Annotated in this window: 17 protein-coding genes; 14 read left to right on the forward strand and 3 right to left on the reverse strand. The window is 35.8% G+C overall.

Annotated elements, in window-relative coordinates:
- Positions 1–206: 206 nt before the first annotated feature.
- A complete protein-coding gene (locus V1503_RS14355) occupies positions 207–1,775 on the reverse strand; it encodes an IS1182 family transposase (protein WP_410626823.1) in 1,569 nt (522 codons plus the stop codon).
- 252 nt (positions 1,776–2,027) lie between these two features.
- Here V1503_RS14355 and V1503_RS14360 point away from each other — a divergent pair, with 252 nt between their 5' ends.
- From V1503_RS14360 to V1503_RS14380, 5 genes are all read left to right on the forward strand, one after another.
- Positions 2,028–3,167 (forward strand): cysteine desulfurase family protein, encoded by a 1,140-nt coding sequence (locus V1503_RS14360; RefSeq protein ID WP_410627794.1) that lies wholly within the window; start codon positions 2,028–2,030, stop codon positions 3,165–3,167.
- A gap of 126 nt (positions 3,168–3,293) precedes the next feature.
- Positions 3,294–4,505: a tRNA uracil 4-sulfurtransferase ThiI gene (thiI, locus tag V1503_RS14365; protein ID WP_410627796.1), complete on the forward strand. Its 1,212-nt coding sequence runs from the start codon at positions 3,294–3,296 to the stop codon at positions 4,503–4,505.
- Positions 4,506–4,764: 259 nt separating this feature from the next.
- Positions 4,765–4,971, forward strand: a complete 207-nt coding sequence (locus V1503_RS14370) for an alpha/beta-type small acid-soluble spore protein (RefSeq protein WP_214481638.1) — start codon at positions 4,765–4,767, stop codon at positions 4,969–4,971.
- A 217-nt stretch (positions 4,972–5,188) separates the two neighbouring features.
- On the forward strand, positions 5,189–6,787 hold the full coding sequence (mbcS, locus tag V1503_RS14375) for an acyl-CoA synthetase MbcS (RefSeq protein ID WP_410627799.1): 1,599 nt from the start codon (positions 5,189–5,191) through the stop codon (positions 6,785–6,787).
- A gap of 131 nt (positions 6,788–6,918) precedes the next feature.
- Positions 6,919–8,520, forward strand: coding sequence for an amidohydrolase (locus tag V1503_RS14380; protein WP_410627801.1), 1,602 nt, complete (start codon positions 6,919–6,921; stop codon positions 8,518–8,520).
- A gap of 117 nt (positions 8,521–8,637) precedes the next feature.
- On the opposite strand, the gene V1503_RS14385 is transcribed toward V1503_RS14380, so the two are convergent.
- Positions 8,638–9,438: an NAD kinase gene (locus tag V1503_RS14385; RefSeq protein ID WP_214481635.1), complete on the reverse strand. Its 801-nt coding sequence runs from the start codon at positions 9,436–9,438 to the stop codon at positions 8,638–8,640.
- A 170-nt stretch (positions 9,439–9,608) separates the two neighbouring features.
- Between V1503_RS14385 and sppA the strand changes: the two genes are divergently transcribed.
- The 9 genes from sppA to V1503_RS14430 all read left to right on the forward strand — a co-directional run bounded on the left by sppA (position 9,609) and on the right by V1503_RS14430 (position 18,298).
- Positions 9,609–10,622: a signal peptide peptidase SppA gene (gene sppA / locus V1503_RS14390; protein WP_410627804.1), complete on the forward strand. Its 1,014-nt coding sequence runs from the start codon at positions 9,609–9,611 to the stop codon at positions 10,620–10,622.
- 11 nt (positions 10,623–10,633) lie between these two features.
- Entirely contained in the window at positions 10,634–11,209 is a 576-nt protein-coding gene (locus tag V1503_RS14395) for an RDD family protein (protein WP_410627806.1), read from the forward strand.
- Positions 11,210–11,316: 107 nt separating this feature from the next.
- Entirely contained in the window at positions 11,317–12,021 is a 705-nt protein-coding gene (locus V1503_RS14400; protein ID WP_410629440.1) for a DUF2953 domain-containing protein, read from the forward strand.
- An 18-nt stretch (positions 12,022–12,039) separates the two neighbouring features.
- Entirely contained in the window at positions 12,040–12,519 is a 480-nt protein-coding gene (gene ytfJ / locus V1503_RS14405) for a GerW family sporulation protein (protein ID WP_410627808.1), read from the forward strand.
- A 726-nt stretch (positions 12,520–13,245) separates the two neighbouring features.
- Complete coding sequence (gene tpx / locus V1503_RS14410; protein ID WP_410627810.1) at positions 13,246–13,746, forward strand: thiol peroxidase; 501 nt, start codon at positions 13,246–13,248, stop codon at positions 13,744–13,746.
- A gap of 193 nt (positions 13,747–13,939) precedes the next feature.
- The gene (locus V1503_RS14415) at positions 13,940–14,923 is read left to right on the forward strand and encodes a class I SAM-dependent methyltransferase (protein ID WP_410627812.1); all 984 of its coding nucleotides are present in this window, start codon (positions 13,940–13,942) and stop codon (positions 14,921–14,923) included.
- 141 nt (positions 14,924–15,064) lie between these two features.
- Positions 15,065–16,255, forward strand: coding sequence for an acetate kinase (locus V1503_RS14420; RefSeq protein ID WP_214481628.1), 1,191 nt, complete (start codon positions 15,065–15,067; stop codon positions 16,253–16,255).
- Positions 16,256–16,946: 691 nt separating this feature from the next.
- Positions 16,947–17,789, forward strand: a complete 843-nt coding sequence (locus V1503_RS14425) for an EcsC family protein (RefSeq protein ID WP_410627815.1) — start codon at positions 16,947–16,949, stop codon at positions 17,787–17,789.
- On the forward strand, positions 17,786–18,298 hold the full coding sequence (locus V1503_RS14430) for a MogA/MoaB family molybdenum cofactor biosynthesis protein (protein WP_214481626.1): 513 nt from the start codon (positions 17,786–17,788) through the stop codon (positions 18,296–18,298). Before V1503_RS14425 ends, V1503_RS14430 begins: the two co-directional genes overlap by 4 nt.
- Positions 18,299–18,921: 623 nt before the next feature.
- Here the strand turns inward: V1503_RS14430 and V1503_RS14435 are convergent.
- On the reverse strand, positions 18,922–19,236 hold the full coding sequence (locus V1503_RS14435; RefSeq protein ID WP_410627817.1) for a hypothetical protein: 315 nt from the start codon (positions 19,234–19,236) through the stop codon (positions 18,922–18,924).
- Between the last annotated feature and the right edge of the window lie 99 nt (positions 19,237–19,335).

The following is a 19,335-nucleotide window of genomic DNA, read 5'->3' on the forward strand; positions in this document are numbered from 1 at the left end:
AAATATAAGCAGGAAAGATTTTATAGCCTTTAGAGAAGAAAAGGTGCCATGTGCTTTATTTCCTAGTAAAAAAAACGACAATCACTGTGATAACAGCCATTTTATAAGAGGCTGGGACATAACTAGCCTCAAAAAATGAAAAAGGTGAATTTGAGTGAGCTCAAATTCACCTTTTTTCTATTTAGAGTGGTAGGGCCTCTATTACCTTATTTGTTGGCAGTGATTTTGTTTAAATTCACAGCCATTAACGCAAGGCCCATTTCGTTTTCCACCTTCGATTTTCCACGTACAGAAAATCGAGAGAAACACAAATTCGCCTTCAAAAATCCAAAAACTGGTTCCACATCGATTTTTCGTTTTCGATAGATGGCACTCGTTGTCTCTTCTGAAAGCTTCGCTCTTACATATTCTTTTTGCTGTTCCCATTTTTCATTCACCATTAGTTTTCGATTGTTGCCTTCTTTTGCTTTTGTACATAATGAACGGAATGGGCATGCGGAACAGTCTTCACACTCGTAGACTTTGAACTTCCGTTCAAATCCTGTACGGTCATTGCGAATAGAATGATATTGAAATTGAAGGCGCTTTTGATTAGGACATGTATATGTATCTGTTTCCTCGTCATACTCCCAATTTTCGGGATTAAATGTGTTTTGTCGGTACTTTTTCTTTTGTTCCTTTAAATATAAGTTATACGTAATAAGCGCTTCTCGTTTTCTATTAGAAAGGATATCATTATAGTTCTGTTCACTACCATAACCTGCATCTGCAACAATGTGGTTCGGTAACTCGAAATAATGTTGCTCAATTTCATCTAAAAATGGAATTAATGTACGTGTATCTGTTGGGTTTGAAAACAAACTATAGGCAAGTGTGTATTGACCTTCCGTTGCGATTTGTACATTGTAACCAGCTTTCAATTGTCCGTTTTTCATATAATCATCTTTCATTCGCATAAATGTCGCATCGGGATCTGTTTTAGAATAACTATTACGTGAGCCAAAGGTTTCTAAGTCTTGTTGATATTTCTGTTTACGTGAGACGAAATCAATCAATTGCTTTCGAATTTGTTTTGGGTACTTACGTTCACTTCTTAAGGCTTTTCGTTCTGAAACGTCTGACGTATCTTCAATTTGTTTATCATACTTGGTTACGACATCGTCTACTTTTTGAACCAATTGAGCGAGCTCATCCAATGATAACTGTTCAGCCGTTTCACGTTGAATTTCAGGTATGATTTCATTCTTAAGTAACTCATTGTACAGCTGGTTTGACTTTTCAATTAAACTCTCATGATAGTTCTCTATGGATTTCTTCCAGACGAACGTAAATTTATTCGCATTTGCTTCGATTTTTGTACCATCAATAAAAATCGCTTCTTGATCAATAAGTTTCTCTTCGATCAATTGGCAACGGAATTGTACGAAACATTCACGAATTAATTCTTTCACTTCTGGTTGAACACGGAATCGGTTGATTGTGCGGTAGCTTGGTTCATATCCTTGAGCTAGCCACATCATACGAATACTGTCTTTTAATAGGGCTTCAATTTTGCGTCCAGAAAAGACAGATTGCGTGTAGGCACATAGAATTATTTTAAGCATCATGCGTGGATGATAGGCAGGACAGCCTTCATTTCGGAGAAATGGTTCAAACGCTTCCTGAGGGATACTTTCAACTAAATGATGGACATGGAAGGCAATATCGTTCTTTTGTAATTTTACTTCTAGATCTAAAGGCAAAATTAATTGATTCATGATATAATTTTTAAACATAAGGACCCTTCTTTCCGATGAAATTTGGTGTGGTAACTTTATTTTATCAGAAGTGGTCCTTATTTTAATTCCAAAATAAACAAAGCCGGTGAAATTTTACTTCTTGTAAAAATTTCACCGGCTTTTTCATCTCAAAGGTGGGTTTTGTCCCAGCCCCTTTTTTATGTGATTAAATTATCGATTTTATGGGAATTTAAATGAAAATATGATATTATAGATAGTTGCAAAATGACACTAATCGGGGGACTTATTGTGATATATTTAGATAATAGTGCTACAACAAATCCATATGAGGATGTCATTGATTCACTAGTTACTGTGTCTCGTAAATTTTATGGGAACCCTTCTTCATTACATAAGCTTGGTGGTGAAGCAGAGCGTCTATTGACACACTCACGAGAAACAACAGCAAAGCTATTAAATGTTAAACCAAATGAAATTACATTTAATTCAGGTGGTACGGAGGGAAATAATCATGCAATAAAAGGTATTGCATTTGCTAACCGTAATCGAGGAAAACACATTATTACAACGACTATAGAACATCCTTCCGTTACGGAAGCATGTAAGCAACTTGAGGAAATTGGATATGATGTTACTTATTTACCTGTAAATTCAAATGGAATGGTACAAATAGATGATGTTAAAAAGGCAATCAGAGATGATACAATCCTTGTATCTATCATACATGTGAACAATGAGGTTGGCTCAGTTCAGCCGATTGCGGAATTTGGGAAATTATTAAAAGCTTACCCAAAGATTATATTTCATGTAGACCATGTACAAGGGTTAGGGAAAGTGCCGCTAGATTTTAAAAGAAATTTTATTGATTTATGTTCAATGTCTGGGCATAAATTTCATGGCTTAAAAGGTAACGGAATTCTTTATATTCGAGAAGGAGTTACTGTATCCCCACTACTTGCTGGGGGCTCTCAGGAGTACAATAATCGTTCAGGAACGGAAAATGTAGCTGGGATCGTAGCAATGACAAAAGCACTTCGCCTTACATTAGAAAATTATCAAATGAAAATTAAAGATCTGGTAAAAATAAAAGATGCGTATATGGATGAGTTAAGTAAATTACCATTTATTACACTTAATACATCTACTAAAAGCTCGGCACCACATATTATTAATATGACAATACATGGAATAAAGCCGGAAGTGTTTGTCCACTCATTAGAAGAGGAACAAATTTATTTGTCAACAACATCAGCATGCTCTTCAAAGAAAAGGGTGGCAAGTAAAACATTGTTAGCAATGGGAAAAAATGAGCAAGAAGCTGAAAGTGCAATTCGTATCAGTTTATCCTATAATAATTCCATACATGAAGTACCTAAAGTATTAACTGCTATTCAAAAATCGGCTAAAAAATTAAGGCTCTTTGCGTAAAGTTTAGTAGTTTATGGTTACTTAATAGATCGGGCTTTCTCCGTCTGTTATCGTAGTACAGAAATAACAAACAATTATTAGAGTGACAACAGTCCAAATTAAAGATAGTAATGAGGTAATGACAACATGCAATATGAACATATATTAATTCGTTATGGAGAATTATCAACAAAAAAACGTAATAGAAATTATTTTGTAAATCGTCTAAAGAAAAATATAAAGGGCAAGTTAAGAGAGTTTGAAAACATCGAGATTGAAAAACAGCGTGATAGAATGTATATCAAATTAAATGGTGAGCCTTACGAGAAAATTATTGAAAAACTATCATCAATTTTTGGGATTCATTCATTTAGCCTAGCGATCAAAACCTTAAGTGATATCGAAAAAATTAAAGAAGGGGCTCTTGAGGCAATTAAGGAGTTAGACCCTGAAGGAAAAACATTTAAGGTAACTGCAAAAAGAGCAAATAAACAATTTCCTCTCAATTCAAATGAATTAAATTATGAAATTGGTAGTCATATTTTGCGAAATATCCAAGATTTAACGGTAAATGTACATGAGCCAGATATTAATTTACGTGTAGAAGTTCGTCATAATGCAACATATATCACCTTTAAAGATATAAGCGGTGCCGGAGGGTTTCCAGTGGGTACTAGTGGTAAGGCAATGCTCATGTTGTCAGGTGGAATTGATAGCCCAGTTGCTGGATACTTAGCGATGAAACGAGGACTAGAAGTAGAAGCAGTACATTTCTATAGCCCGCCTTTTACGAGTGAACGCTCAAAACAAAAGGTCATTGATTTAGCTAAGAAGCTAACTGATTATACAGATTCAATTAAGCTTCATATTGTCCCATTTACAAATATTCAACAAGTTATTCAACAAAAAATACCTGATAATTATACGATGACTTCAACGAGGCGTTTAATGCTACAAATCACTGATCAATTGAGGCAAAAGAATGATGCCTTAGCAATTATTAATGGTGAAAGCCTTGGTCAAGTGGCATCTCAAACACTCGAAAGTATGTATACGATTAATGAAGTTACATCAACGCCAATCATCAGACCATTAATAACGATGGATAAATTAGAAATTATAGATATATCTAAGCAAATTGACACTCATGATATATCAATACGTCCTTATGAGGATTGTTGTACGATATTTACACCAACCTCACCTAAAACGAAACCAAAGCGTGATAAAATAAATCATTTTGAGAGTTTTGTCGATTTTGATTCATTAATTAGCGAGGCGGTTTCAGGTACTGAAACTATTGTTATAAGAAATGATAAAGAATTGACAAACGAGGAAAATATTGAAAGTTTATTTTAATTAGCTGTAGTGTCCACTCAGTTGTAAACTAAATAGAGCATAAAGGCTTTAATGGCTTTTATGTTCTAGGTTTCCTATATATTTCAGTAGAGAAGCCGTCTATTTGCTATCGTCAAAAAATCCTTCAAGACACTTCTGTCCAGCGATTTTCAGCGCTATTAACCTATGCCCCTTTGCAAATTTTGAACAATTACCAACATTTACGTGAATTATGCCTATTGTTTTAACACACTCTATTACCACAAGGAGGTGATAACACATGGCATACAACAGTTCAAATCAATTAGTAGTTCCTGGTGTACAGCAAGCTCTTGATCAAATGAAGTACGAAATCGCTTCTGAATTTGGAGTGAACCTAGGGCCTGACACTACTTCTCGTGCAAACGGTTCTGTCGGTGGAGAAATAACGAAGCGCCTTGTACAAATGGCTGAGCAGCAAATAGGTGGAGGCTACCAACAACAATAAATAAATATTATGGCTACAAAGAGCGGGATCATATCCCGCTCTTTTTTATTATTTATTTTTGAGCTTATAATTTTTAGCATACGAAGACAATAGGAGACTATATAGTGTGATATAGTACTTCGCTGTTTTTATAATTTACTACACCATTACAAAAATTTTGATAATTTAGTATAATATGAAATATTAAGATGATTTTTTTTGAATGGAGGAGTTGTTCATGAATCGACAAGATTTAATTGCGCCAGATATTTATAATTTATCTGAAGAAGTAGAACGCTTTTCAAGTGATAGTTCAAGAATTGCCTTAAAATACGAAAGTGAGCTAGGTGTCAAAAGAGAGATTACATATGGTAGCTTAATGAAGGAAGCAAATAAAATAGGGAATACATTATTAAATGATGGGTTTCAACAAGGTGATAAGGTGCTCGTTCTCATACCAAGAATGATTGAGGCATATAGTATTTATTTAGGTGCAATTAAAGCGGGATTAGTTGTTATCCCCTGTTCAGAAATGCTTCGAACTAAAGACTTACAGTATCGTATTCAACATGGAGAAGTGAAAGGTATCATATGCTATCATCCTTTTGTCGAGCAATTTGAAGAAGTCAAAAATATTGAAACAATAACTAAGTATATTGTTGGAAAAGAAGATAAAGCTGGATGGAAAAATCTTAGGGAAAAATGTAAAGGTAGCAGTGATAAATTAGTAACTGCACAAACTAAACGAGATGATATTGTTTTTTTATCATATACGTCAGGAACAACTGGAAACCCAAAAGGGGTTGTCCATACACATGGATGGGGATATGCTCATTTGAAAACAGCAGCATCGAGCTGGTTAAGCATTAGAGATAACGACACAGTTTGGGCAACTGCGGGTCCTGGATGGCAGAAATGGATTTGGAGTCCTTTTCTTTCAACACTAGGAACTGGTGCTACTGGAATAGTTTATGATGGGAAATTTGAACCTAAAAAATATTTACAGCTGTTAAGTGATTATGAAGTAAATGTATTATGTTGTACCCCAACAGAATATCGTCTTATGGCGAAAGTAGATAACATTGGTGATTTCAAACTTCCATCTTTACATAGTGCGGTCTCAGCTGGGGAACCTCTGAATCGTGAAGTGATTAAGACGTTTAATAAATATTTTCATGTTGACGTTCGGGACGGATACGGGCAAACAGAGAATACTTTATTAGTAGGGGTCATGAAAGGAATGGAAATTAAACCAGGTTCTATGGGAAAACCGACGCCAGGTAATACAATTGAAATCATTAACGATTTAGGAGAGCCATGTGATATTGGAGAAGTTGGTGATATTGCAGTTCATGTTGAAACCCCAGCATTATTTAAACATTATTATAAAGATCCAGAAAGAACCGCTAAGCAATTTCGTGGAGAATACTATATCACAGGAGATAAGGCGAAGAAAGATAAAGATGGATATTATTGGTTTGAGGGGAGGAGTGATGATATTATTATAAGTTCTGGTTACACCATCGGCCCGTTTGAAGTTGAAGATGCTTTAGTCAAACATCCGTCCGTAAAAGAATGTGCTGTAGTTGGTAGCCCAGATGATGTTCGCGGGTTAATCGTTAAAGCATTTATAGTTCTGCGTGAGGGGTTATCTGAACATAATGAAGAGCTTATTAAACAACTACAAGATCATGTCAAAGATCTAACAGCTCCTTACAAATATCCTCGGAAAATAGAATTTGTTGAAGACTTGCCAAAAACAACATCAGGAAAAATTCGTCGTATAGAATTACGAAATCAAGAACTTCGGAAAGAGAGGTCTTTCAAACAAAAATAAAGGCTATATTTCTCTCCTTCGAATGTTTTGATAAAATAAATGTCAAGAAGGAAATATAGATAGGGCAGTTCCAAGATGTAAATTACAAGTCTATCAGAACTGCTCTACGATCGATATTGGGAGAGGTAAAAATGGGTACACTTTGGTTTGGCGGAACAATTTATACGATGTGCAACGAAAATGATAAAGCAGAAGCAGTATATGTGGAAGAAGGTATGATTAAAGATATCGGTTCCGAAGAGCAGTTGCGGAAAGAATATGGTGAGTATATTACTAAAAATGTTGACCTGCAAAATGCCGTTATGTTTCCAGGCTTTGTAGATAGTCATATACATCTAATAGGACTTGGAGAAAAATTGTTAACAATGGATTTATCTTCAAAAACTACTTCAGATGATATAAGAACAGCATTGAAAGAATATGTGAAATCATACAATAGTGGTGATTGGGTCATTGCAGAAGGTTGGAATGAAAATAATCTTAAAGATAAAAAAATTTTCAACCGATTTGATCTAGATGAGATTTCACCGAACAATCCGATGGTTTTAAAACGCATTTGTCATCATGCAGCAATTGTTAACTCAAAAGCACTTCAGTTAGCAGGAATAACAGCAGAAACAACGGATCCTAAAGGTGGGGTAATTGTTCGGAATGATAAAGGTGAGCCAACAGGGTATTTGTTAGACAAGGCGGTTGATATTGTGACGAAGGCTATCCCCGCAGTAACAACAGACTACTTGAACAAGGCATTGGCAACATCGATTGATCATTGTTTTTCATTAGGTCTAGTTGGTGCACATACTGAAGATTTGAATTATTATAATAGTTTTTCACAAACGTATGAAACATTTCTTCATGTCATTAATGGACAAAGCAAAAAATTCAGGGCAAATTTATTAGTTCATCATGAAGTAATTGATGACATGATTCAAAGGGAATTAAATGATAGTAGCAACGAAGAATTCATCAAATTTGGTGCGATGAAAATTTTTGCTGATGGCGCATTAGGTGGTCGAACTGCTCTATTATCTGAACCATATCATGATCAATCAAGCACGTCAGGAATTGCAATTCATTCTCAAGATGAATTAAAGGAGCTCGTTAAAAAAGCAAGGTTGTATAATATGCCGGTGGCTATCCATGTTATTGGAGATTTAGCATTTGAGTATGCAATTTCTGCAATTGAAGCATACCCACCACCTAAAGGAGAAAGGGATCGGTTGATTCACGCACAAATTCTTCGTAAAGAATTAATAGAGAGAGCAAAGCACCTTTCAGTCATTTTGGATATACAGCCAACATTTGTAATGTCGGATTTCCCTTGGGTTATCGATAGGCTTGGTGAAGACAGAATGCAATATAGCTATGCTTGGCGAACTCTGATAGATGAAGGATTTCATTGTGCTGGAGGGTCGGATGCACCGATAGAAAGTGCAAATCCTCTACTTGGAATTTACGCTGCTATTATGAGGAAGTCCCCTTCTGATAAACATGAAGGCTATTATCAAGATGAAAAACTAACACCGTTTGAGGCTGTTTGTCTTTATACACGTGGCAGTGCTTACGCAGTGAAAATGGAACAAACACATGGAAAAATAACGCCAGGGTTTGTAGCTGATTTTACAATATTAGATAGAGATATTTTACAAATTGATCCGGAAGATATTCCGTTAACAAATGTTGTGATGACCGTTGTTGATAATAATATTGTCTATAAAAGTGACACAAACTGAGAAGCTAGGAATGGTTCAAAGATTAAGAGCCTGTTTAGAAATGAATCAAAACAGGCTTTTTTTACTATATTGTTATTTAAGGCATAATCCTATTGTATGAATTGAGGCTAAAACCAGTTACAAAAATCTCCTTTTAACCTTCTCCCAAAAAGAATTGTCTCGTAATTTTACAGTTTTTATTTTTTTGTCACTAAGCTGAATTTCAATTTTATTTACATGGCGTATGCTAACCGCTTCATTATCCATACCGATAGTTGGAAAATCATTACCATCTTGAACTACCTTAAGCGTAAGCTTACGTGCACCACTTAAAATAAACGATGAACCTAATGTTCTATAGCGGTTATTATTCAATGAGGCAATCTCACTTACTTGCATACATGGAAGTAGTGGGTCTACAACGGCTCCATTAACAGATTTATTATATGCCGTACTGCCTGTAGGTGTAGCTATAACCATGCCATCACCACGGAAAGTTTCAAAATGAAGGTCATCTATATGTACATCAATGACAAACGTTTTAATAATTGTTGAACGAATTGAACATTCATTTAAACATTGGAACGAGGTCATATCATCTACAGATACATTAATCGTAGGATATTTTCTTACTTCCACTTCTTCATTTTTTAATGCTTCTATCATTTTATCGGTATCATCTATGTGGAAATCACAATATAAACTAAGAGAGCCTGTGTTGGAAATTCCAGCGTACAAACAATCCTCCTGGAAGCCAGTCTTTCTTACTGCTTGAAGGAATGTCCCATCTCCACCTATACTTACAATAATATTTGCATCTTTGTAGTCATTTACGATTTTAAATCCGTATTGTTCAGCTATTGTGTATAATGATTCTACTTGTTTGTCGAGGACTGGATCACTTTTATAAAACAAAAAAATGTTACGGCGATTAAACATAAATCATACCTCCTACTAAGTATCAAGACAGAATATTGTTTCCAAGTATTCACTATTTTGCTAAAAAATCTGCTACAATTGATTATTGTGTATATAGTTTATCATTTTTATGAAACTAAATGTATGACAAAATAGGAAATGATACTGTGATTAAGAAGGAGTGAATGTTGATGAGTTTAAAAAGATGGGCGGCACTAGGCATAGCTGTATTACTTTTCGTTATTTCAGTTTTAGTTAATACAGTAAGTTCAATTGCTTTTTCTGGTATTGGTGATATATCTGAGGAAATTTTTACAACAGACAAGGAATTTGATGAAAAAGTAATTGAAGAGGGGAAGAGCCCTTTATCAAAAATCCTTGTTTTAGAAGTAAATGGCGCGATTCAAGACACTACGAATGTAACATCAATCTTTGAATCAGTGGGGTATAATCATCGACGATTTTTAAGTATGATAGACAGTGCTAAAGAAGATAATGCCATCAAAGCGATTTTACTTCGTGTGAACTCACCTGGTGGAGGAGTTGTTGAAAGCGCTGAAATACATAAGAAATTAACAGAATACAGAGAAGAAACGGGTAAACCAGTCTATGTATCGATGGGAAGTATGGCAGCATCAGGTGGATATTATATTTCAGCATTAGCAGATAAAATCATTGCGAGTCCTGAAACTTTAACAGGCTCGTTAGGTGTTATCATGCAGGGGGTTAATTACGCTGGCTTAGCTGAGAAATATGGAGTAGAGTTTGTGACAATCAAAAGTGGTCAATTTAAAGACATTATGAGCCCTTCAAGAGAGATGACAGAAGAAGAGCGAAACATACTGCAATCTATGCTTAATAATTCGTACGATGGCTTCGTTAAGGTGATATCGGAGGGAAGAAACATTCCAGAAGATAAAGTACGAGAAATTGCTGATGGGCGCATTTATGACGGAAGGCAAGCAAAAGAGCTAAATCTCATTGATGAATTCGGATATTATGATGATGCTCTAGAAATATTAAAAGAAGACATGGACCTTAAAAATGCACAAGTAATTAAGTATGAAGAAAACTTAGGGTTGAATTGGTCAATATTTGAGATAACAGCAAATAAATTTATGAATAAAGAAATTGAAATGGCTGGACTCATGAAAATGTTATCTCAACCAAATTCCCCAAGACCTATGTATTTATATGCTGAATAGGGGGGATTTATATGGAAACAAAGAATAATGGAACCGAAAACAAGGAAATTAGTCCTGCAGAAACAAAAGCTGTTTTAGAAGGTCATAATGACAATATAGTTCATAATGGAACTGTTCATTCTGATCATCAAGAACATGATAATGTTGGCATTTCAAATAAACAACAATCACTACATTATAACGCAGGATTTTGGATGAGATTTTGGTCATATTTATTTGATCTAGCTGTCATAGGAAGTATTAATCGCATCATTATATATCCGTTGTTCCGTTTGCTTGATTTACCACTAAAGGACAGTGGGATGTTTGCAGCAATTTCAATTGCAACTGCGTGTACCTTCTACTTATATTTCGTTTTAATGACAAAGTACTTTCATAAAACACTTGGAAAAATGGTGTTTGGTCTACGTGTCATTAACATAAAAGGCGATCAGTTAACTTGGTCTACTATCCTGTTTAGAGAGTTTATTGGTAGGTTTATTTCAAAGTTTTTTATGATTGGCTATATTTTAGTAGCATTTTTACCGAAAAAACAAGGTTTACATGACATATTTGCTGATACGACTGTAGTTCATGAAAGAAAATAACATACGAATTTTCATTTTAAAACCTATGAAGGCTAGTGTCTTCATAGGTTTATTTTATTTGGGGAAGGTGATAATAGGTTAGTAGAAGGGAGGAGTATATGTTGGTAATGATAACTATCATAGCAAGCTCTGTTGTTGTCATCCTATGTTTGCTCTTCATGAAGATTACTGTTCGTGTACTTCTACTACATGAAAAGGACAACGATCAAATTAAGATTCAACTAAGAACTTTGTTTGGGATCATACGCTATACGTACAATGTTCCATTTATAAAAGTAGATAAGAAAGATGCTAATCTTGTCGTGGGACAAAACAAATCGTCAAAAAATGTAGGGGAAGAACAAACTGACAATAAAGATGTTGAACACATTTCAGTAAATGATGTTATTGAAGGGATACAAAACGCAAAGGAGCTTATAGAACATATTGTTGGGTTTCATCAAATAATCAGAAATTTTTTTAAAAAAGTTCACGTAACGAAGTTTGAATGGCAAACTCAATTAGGTGCTCGTGATGCAGCTATGACAGCTATACTTTCTGGACTTGCATGGGGTGTAAAGGGAGGAGTTATTGGTTTGGTTAGCAATAATATGAAACTTGATACGAACCCTTATATAGAGATAGCTCCTTCATATCAAAAACCTAGTTCGCATACAAAATTAAAGTGTATGTTATACTTTCGAATCGGGTATGCTATTTTAGGAGGAATAAGGTTATTGAAATTATGGAAAGGGGGACGGCCACATTTTAGGCATGGTCAGCATGGTCACCCTCCATTACATAAAAATAAAAAAATGAAAGAATCGATATAAACTATAGGAGGTGTTAATATGTCTGATCATCCTATACAAGGTTTAATGACCACTGCTATGGAGAATTTAAAAGAGATGATTGACGTAAATACGATAATTGGAGATCCTGTTGAAACACCTGATGGTAGTGTGATCTTAACTGTTTCAAAAGTAGGGTTTGGGTTTGCAGCAGGAGGAAGTGAATTTTATATCGAAGAACGGAGTAGTCAACAAGGGCAACAAGGGCAAAATTCTAAGAAACATCCCTTTGGAGGTGGAAGTGGTGGAGGAGTTTCGATTACCCCTATTGCTTTTTTAATTGTTAATCCTTCAGGAGTAAAGCTGTTGCATCTTGATGAAAATACACATTTGTATGAAAAAATATTAGAATTAGCTCCACAGGCAGTAGAAAAAATACAACAAATGTTTTCGAAAAATGATCAAAATGGTGAACGGGAGATAAAAGGAAATAAAGCAAAAGATCACCAAGATATGCCAAAGCAAGATTTTGATATATGAGCTAAAGTAAAATTCCTTTAATTAAATCATTTGGTCTTGGTTGTTATTTTTGCAACAGCAAATCAGGTTTCATCCGATATTAATGTAAAGATACCACAAAACAATGGTTGTATATTTTTAAATATCTTAATATGAAAACAAATTTACGAAAAACATCGACATAGTTGTTATGGGAACACGGGTAGATAAAGTACAACGTAACTTGTCCCTTATCTATCCGTTATGTACGATCTAATAGGAAAAAATTAGTGCTATTGCAGGCAGTGGAAATTTAAACTGTGAGCATTCATAAACACTATTTTCTTACCCTCATTATCTGCCCTTTAGTATCATCAATTATTCGGCTACGTTAATTTTTACTACCGAATTAGTGGACCCTCCACCTGTATAAGTATATTCCAATTCACGTACTTTATTATCGTTTAGCATAGTTGCATGAAAACCATAGGCTGTTTTCGAATTGATTGTTGTTTCTCGTACTAGGAGCGCAACTAGAGTTCCTTTTCTAAAACAGAGAAGAAAAGGTGGCTAATAAAGTTTCTAATTATGGAGGGTGAATCCACTCACTAGTATTGACACGTAAGCTAGGTTTTTTCTTTGCAATCTATAATAAGAAAAGTTATGATTATCACTATACATACTAAAAATATTAGATTGTTTAAAGATTTAGGAGAAAAATAGTTGTTCAAGAAACTTGAACATACACTAATAAGGGGGAATTTTAATATGGCAAATATCACGTTTAAAGGTAATCCAGTTACATTACTAGGTAATGAGGTTAAGGTTGGTGACAAGGCTCCGGATTATACGGTGTTAGCAAATGATTTGTCGCCTGTGACGTTAGCTAATTCTAAAGGTTCAGTTCGCCTAATCAGTGTTGTCCCTTCAGTTGATACTGGGGTATGTGATGCGCAGACTAGACGTTTTAATGAAGAGGTAGCTAGCCTAGATAATGTACAAGTGTTAACAGTAAGTGTAGACTTACCTTTTGCTCAAAAGCGTTGGTGTGGAGCAAGCGGTATAGATAACGTCGTTACTTTATCTGACCATCGTGATCTATCATTTGGTGAAGCATACGGAGTTGTTATTAAAGAACTTCGTCTATTAGCACGTGCCGTATTCGTCATTGATAGCAATGATAGTATCACGTACGTAGAGTATGTTTCAGAAGGTACGAACCATCCAAACTACGAAGCAGCAATCGAAGCAGTAAAGGCCGCAAAGTAACAAGCAAAGCGAAGCCGACTTGAATTGCCCTGACAAGTACTAACGAACGATAATACGCTGCATATGCTAAAAGACCTCGATGTTGAGGTCTTTTTCCTTCTTTTTTGATCGGATTAAATTAATATAATTATTTTCTGTATAGGAGAATATTAAATTGCAATTAGTATACATTTACATTTAGGAGGTTTTTAATTTGTCAACCAATATCGAACAAATCTTTACAGTAATAGACTGTACAGCTAATCTATTGCAAGAGGACCTAGCATGCTCATATTTAGAAGCAGTGGCAGAAACAGGTGAAAACATATTTCATGAAACAATTTTACAGGAAGAACTTAGTGAACTTTCAAAGAAAAGATTAAATAAAGAGTACGAAAAGCTCATTGTACAAAAATATTCAAATGAGGAAATCAGAAAAGCATACCAGCTTGCAGCTTTAAAGGGGATGCGGGAATCGACACAGCCAAATCATCAAATGACACCAGATTCAGTTGGGGTTTTCGTAAGTTATCTTGTTTCTAAATTCATGAGAAACTATGAATCCTTCAAAGTTGTTGACCCTGCTGTAGGGACAGGAAATTTACTTACGACTGTTCTAAACCATACTTCTGATAAACAAATAACGAGTTTCGGTGTAGATGTGGATGATTTATTAATTAAGCTTGCGTATGTGAATGCTAACCTTCAGCAGCACCCAATTCAATTTTTTAATCAAGATAGTTTAGAGCCATTATTAATTGATCCTGTTGATCTTGTTGTATGTGATTTGCCAATTGGATACTATCCAAACTATGTTGTGGCCGATGGGTATGAATTGAAGTCACCGGAAGGACATTCTTATGCACATCATTTATTTATTGAACAATGCATGAACTACACGAAAGAGGGAGGGTATTTGTTCTTCCTTGTACCCAATAACCTTTTTGAAAGTGAGCTAGCACCATCATTACATAAGTATTTAAAAGAAACGAGTATAATTCAAGGGTTATTACAGTTGCCTTTATCTTTGTTTCAACATGAGAAGCATGCAAAAAGTATTTTTATTTTACAGAAAAAGGGGGCAGAAGTTAAGGTGCCAAAGCAGGCACTGCTAGTTGACCTCCCTAGTTTTTCCAAGAAAGAAGCAATCCAAGGAATTATTCAAAGAATTGATAGTTGGATTAAAGTAGAAAAATAATAAAGTAAAATCAGAAAATAAAGAAATTATGACGAAAACGGTACCATTTTTACATTAATATTGCATTGTAATAAAGTGAGTGGTTAAATGATAGAGGCGGATATGAAATTGTGTCGATTTTTAAAGGAGCTGTGAAATAACATGTCTAAAGTTATTGCTATAAATGCAGGTAGTTCTTCTCTTAAATTTCAATTATTTGAAATGCCGAGTGAAGAGGTTGTTACAAAGGGGATTGTAGAACGAATTGGATTTGACGATGCAATTTTTAATATAACAGTTAATGGTGAGAAACAAACAGAAGTTAGCCCTATCGCTGATCATTCAGTTGCGGTTAAGATGCTTCTTGATAAGCTGACATCATTAAATATTATTCAATCATTAGATGAGATTGAGGGCATCGGTCATCGTGTCGTTCACGGTGGTGAAAAATTCAATGACTCTGTATTAATTACTGATGATGTAATTAAGGATATCGAAGAGTTATCTGAATTAGCACCATTGCATAATCCAGCAAACCTTACTGGTGTAAAAGCATTTAAGGAAGTACTACCTAATGTACCGTCTATCGCTGTGTTTGATACCGCATTTCATCAAACGATGCCGGATCAATCATTTCTATATAGTTTGCCATATCATTATTATAGTGAATATGGAATTCGTAAATATGGATTCCATGGTACCTCACATAAATATGTTTCAGAACGTGCAGCAGAACTTTTAGGACGTCCGTTGGAACAGCTACGTCTTATATCATGTCACTTAGGTAATGGGGCAAGTATAGCTGCAATTGAAGGTGGTAAATCAATTGATACCTCAATGGGCTTCACTCCACTCGCAGGTGTGGCTATGGGTACGCGTTCAGGTGATATTGATCCTGCGTTGATTCCGTTTATTATGGAGAAGACGGGGAAAACTGCCGATGAAGTACTAGATGTATTAAATAAACGCAGTGGAATGCTTGGTGTATCTGGTTTCTCAAGTGATTTACGTGATATTGAGCAAGAAGCTGAACAAGGAAATGAACGTGCCGAATTAGCTTTACAAGTATTTGCAGATAGAATTCATAAGTATATAGGCTCATATGCATCTAAAATGTATGGTGTAGACGCGATTATATTCACTGCAGGTATTGGTGAAAATAGTGACGTTATACGTACTCGTGTGTTAAAAGGACTTGAATTTATGGGAGTATACTGGGATCCGTCACTTAATAAAGTTCGTGGTAAAGAAGCGTTTATTAATTATCCGCATTCACCTGTTAAGGTTATTGTCATACCGACGGATGAAGAAGTTATGATTGCTCGTGATGTTGTGAAAATTGCATTACACTAATAAAGTTATCATTTAATAAATGAGAGTCTTGTTTTGCGTTATTTGCTGAACAAGACTCTTTTTGTATTTGTTAAAAGGTAAGAAAGTATAAAATTACTTCGTAGTTTCATTCACTGTATGATGTTTATCCATGTGTGAAATCTCAAGCACCTATCCCCTCCAGGGTCACTTCACCATTTCACCCTAAGGCAAAAACGCCTTCATGTAAAATGCCTCCAGTGCTTGTCGGGGATGATCAAGGCGCTTGCGCTTTTCTGAATTGTCTAGCTCCAGCGCCTATCCCCTCGAGGTCACTTCACCATTTCACCCGAAGGCAAAAAGCGCCTTCATGTGAAATGCTTCCAGTGCTTGTCGGGGATAATCAAGGCGCTTGCGCTTTTCTGAATTGTCTAGCTCCAGCGCCTATCCCCTCGAGGTCACTTCACCATTTCACCCGAAGGCAAAAAGCGCCTTCATGTAAAATGCTTCCAGTGCTTGTCGGGGATAATCAAGGCGCTTGCGCTTTTCTAAATTGTCTAGCTCCAGCGCCTATCCCCTCGAGGTCACTTCACCATTTCACCCTAAGGCAAAAAGCGCCTTCGTGTAAAACGCTTCCAGTGCTTGTCGGGGATGATCAAGGCGCTTGCGCTTTTCTTAATTAGTCAGCATGTTATAATAATAATAGGCTAAGTTTGGAAATAGGAGGAATAAGATGACAGTGACTGATCGTGAACAACAAGTTTTAAATGATATAATTGCTTGGGAAAGTCGATTCTCTCAATTGAACCCGACAGACTTTGAATTATTATATGACAAATGGCTGCATAAATCTTTTCAACTTCTTCCTGATGATATAAGAACAGAGTTTTTTGTGAAGCTAGATAACTGGTTATTTCATTTACATGCAATGATTCAAGGATCACAGCCACAAATAGATACGAGAGAACAAATCATTACTTCTGCAAGATTATTTGAAGAAGACATAAATCAATTAACAGATTTACAAACATTATCCATAGATCAGCTTACATATTTATGTGAACAGCAAGTTGCCAAGAGTAGATTATATTCTTTTGTTCAAGGTGGGATTACTGGTACAGGAGGAGCTCCGTTTTTAGGAATAGATTTACCTCTTATGTTAATTATCAACTTAAGGGCAGTTCAATTAATTGCTATGTCATATGGCAATGAAATAAATACACCATCCGAAATGATGACAGCATTGAAGGTATTTCACGGTGCGACACTTCCAAAAAGATTACAAGGCAATGCATGGGGAAATTTGTTGAACGATATGGAAAATTCAACTCAGTCATTTTTTTATGAAGGAAATGAAAAACTAATGAATGAAGAGTGGCTGGACCAACCTCTTAAACAGATACTAAAAACAATGATGATTTACTTTTTCCGTAGAAAAATGATTCAAGGAATACCAATTGTCGGTATAGCGATTGGAGCGGGTATAAACTATCAATTAACTAGAAATGTTACAACCTTTGCACAAAAATATTACCAATACTCTTATCTACATAAGAAAGGTGGGAATCCTTTATGAGCACAATAGAACATAAAAAAGAGGCCCCAAAGCTGGTTAGATGTAAAGTGATAACAATTAGTGATACGAGAGATAAAATGACAGATAAAAGTGGACAATTAATGATCTCTTTATTAAAGGATAGTGGTCATCAAGTTGTTGATTATGACATTGTGAAGGATGAACAGCAGCTTATTCACCGTTCAATAATAGCTGGGTGTGATCAACAAGATATTGATGTTGTTCTCACAAATGGTGGCACTGGTATTGCAAGACGAGATGTGACTATTGAAACAGTTAAAGATATGATAGACAAGGAGATAGTAGGTTTTGGAGAATTGTTTAGAATGTTAAGCTACACTGAAGATATCGGTTCTGCAGCTATTTTATCACGTGCGATAGCTGGTGTAGCAGGTGATACAGCAATTTTTTCTACACCGGGTTCTTCTGGAGCCGTTAAGCTTGCAATGAATAAACTTATTCTTCCGGAGCTTGGCCATGTAGTCCGTGAAATACGAAAGGACTTATAGTATTTATTTAGTTGCAGTGCTAACATGTGCACCTATCCTCTCTAGTCACTTCACCATCGACCCGAAGGCAAAAAACGCCTTCGGGTCGATGGATTCTAATAATCAAGGTGCCTTCGGCTTTTTCTTATTGTCTAGCTCCGCCTCCTAGCCTCTCGAGTCGTTTCACCTTTACATCAGAAGACAAAAAGCGTCTTCAGTCGTAAAGGTTCCAACGCTTGTCGAGTCTGACCAGTCGGCACCGCTTTTCTTAATTGTCTAGCTCCGCCTCCTAGCCTCTCGGTTCGTTTCACCTTTACATCAGAAGACAAAAAACGTCTTCAGTCGTAAAGGTTCCAACGCTTGTCGAGTCTAACCAGTCGGCTCCGCTTTTCTAAATTGTCTAGCTCCAGCGCTATCCCCTCAAGTCACTTCACCCTTTCACCAGAAGGTAAAAAGCACCTTCTAGTGAAAGGCTTCCAGTGCTTGTCGGGGATGATCAAGGCGCTTGCGCTTTTCTAAATTGTCTAGCTCCAGGCGCCATCGGCTCGAGGGCATAAGTCAAGCCGATGAGAAAGTTAAAAAGCAACCTTCTCGTCGGCTCGTCTTATGCTTGTCGCCGATGACCGGGCGCCTTCCGCTTTTCTTTACACATGTATTTTTTCGGTTACATTTTGGTTGATTCGATACCATAGCCATAAATCATTAATAATGGAGGCTAATTCTGCTATTTCTGAATTGAGTATGCATGAACGCTGAAAATCATTTTCATTTCCAAGTGCCGCTTGTTTGTTATTTATTATCTTTTCTAAATCTGCAATACGGTCAGGGATTTTCCCTCGAACCTTCTCCCATTGCAACAATATTGCTTGCTGATCATTTTTAGTAAAGTCTTCCCAATTCTTCTGAAGTTTAGGAATGGATATTCCTAAACGTTTATCCATTATAAAATTTTCTATCATTAACGTTCCTCCAAGACTAGTTACTTATCGCTATTGTACATTACTAAGTTCTTTTTATCCAATAGAGAATTTTTGTACTTATTATAAAAATTCTATTGA

Origin of the sequence: Nanhaiella sioensis, assembly GCF_046557775.1 — a bacterium.
In the GTDB taxonomy this organism is placed as follows: domain Bacteria; phylum Bacillota; class Bacilli; order Bacillales; family SM2101; genus Nanhaiella; species Nanhaiella sioensis.

Excerpts from the sequence above, each read along its gene's own strand:
- V1503_RS14385 (WP_214481635.1), bottom strand. The coding sequence starts at position 9,438 with ATGTTTAATCGCCGTAACATTTTTTTGTTTTATAAAAGTGATCCAGTC.
- V1503_RS14370 (WP_214481638.1), top strand. The coding sequence starts at position 4,765 with ATGGCATACAACAGTTCAAATCAATTAGTAGTTCCTGGTGTACAGCAA.
- V1503_RS14425 (WP_410627815.1), top strand. The coding sequence starts at position 16,947 with ATGACAGTGACTGATCGTGAACAACAAGTTTTAAATGATATAATTGCT.
- V1503_RS14435 (WP_410627817.1), bottom strand. The coding sequence starts at position 19,236 with ATGATAGAAAATTTTATAATGGATAAACGTTTAGGAATATCCATTCCT.
- ytfJ (WP_410627808.1), top strand. The coding sequence starts at position 12,040 with ATGTCTGATCATCCTATACAAGGTTTAATGACCACTGCTATGGAGAAT.
- V1503_RS14400 (WP_410629440.1), top strand. The coding sequence starts at position 11,317 with ATGATAACTATCATAGCAAGCTCTGTTGTTGTCATCCTATGTTTGCTC.
- thiI (WP_410627796.1), top strand. The coding sequence starts at position 3,294 with ATGCAATATGAACATATATTAATTCGTTATGGAGAATTATCAACAAAA.
- mbcS (WP_410627799.1), top strand. The coding sequence starts at position 5,189 with ATGAATCGACAAGATTTAATTGCGCCAGATATTTATAATTTATCTGAA.
- sppA (WP_410627804.1), top strand. The coding sequence starts at position 9,609 with ATGAGTTTAAAAAGATGGGCGGCACTAGGCATAGCTGTATTACTTTTC.
- V1503_RS14430 (WP_214481626.1), top strand. The coding sequence starts at position 17,786 with ATGAGCACAATAGAACATAAAAAAGAGGCCCCAAAGCTGGTTAGATGT.
- V1503_RS14395 (WP_410627806.1), top strand. The coding sequence starts at position 10,634 with ATGGAAACAAAGAATAATGGAACCGAAAACAAGGAAATTAGTCCTGCA.
- tpx (WP_410627810.1), top strand. The coding sequence starts at position 13,246 with ATGGCAAATATCACGTTTAAAGGTAATCCAGTTACATTACTAGGTAAT.
- V1503_RS14355 (WP_410626823.1), bottom strand. The coding sequence starts at position 1,775 with ATGTTTAAAAATTATATCATGAATCAATTAATTTTGCCTTTAGATCTA.
- V1503_RS14420 (WP_214481628.1), top strand. The coding sequence starts at position 15,065 with ATGTCTAAAGTTATTGCTATAAATGCAGGTAGTTCTTCTCTTAAATTT.
- V1503_RS14380 (WP_410627801.1), top strand. The coding sequence starts at position 6,919 with ATGGGTACACTTTGGTTTGGCGGAACAATTTATACGATGTGCAACGAA.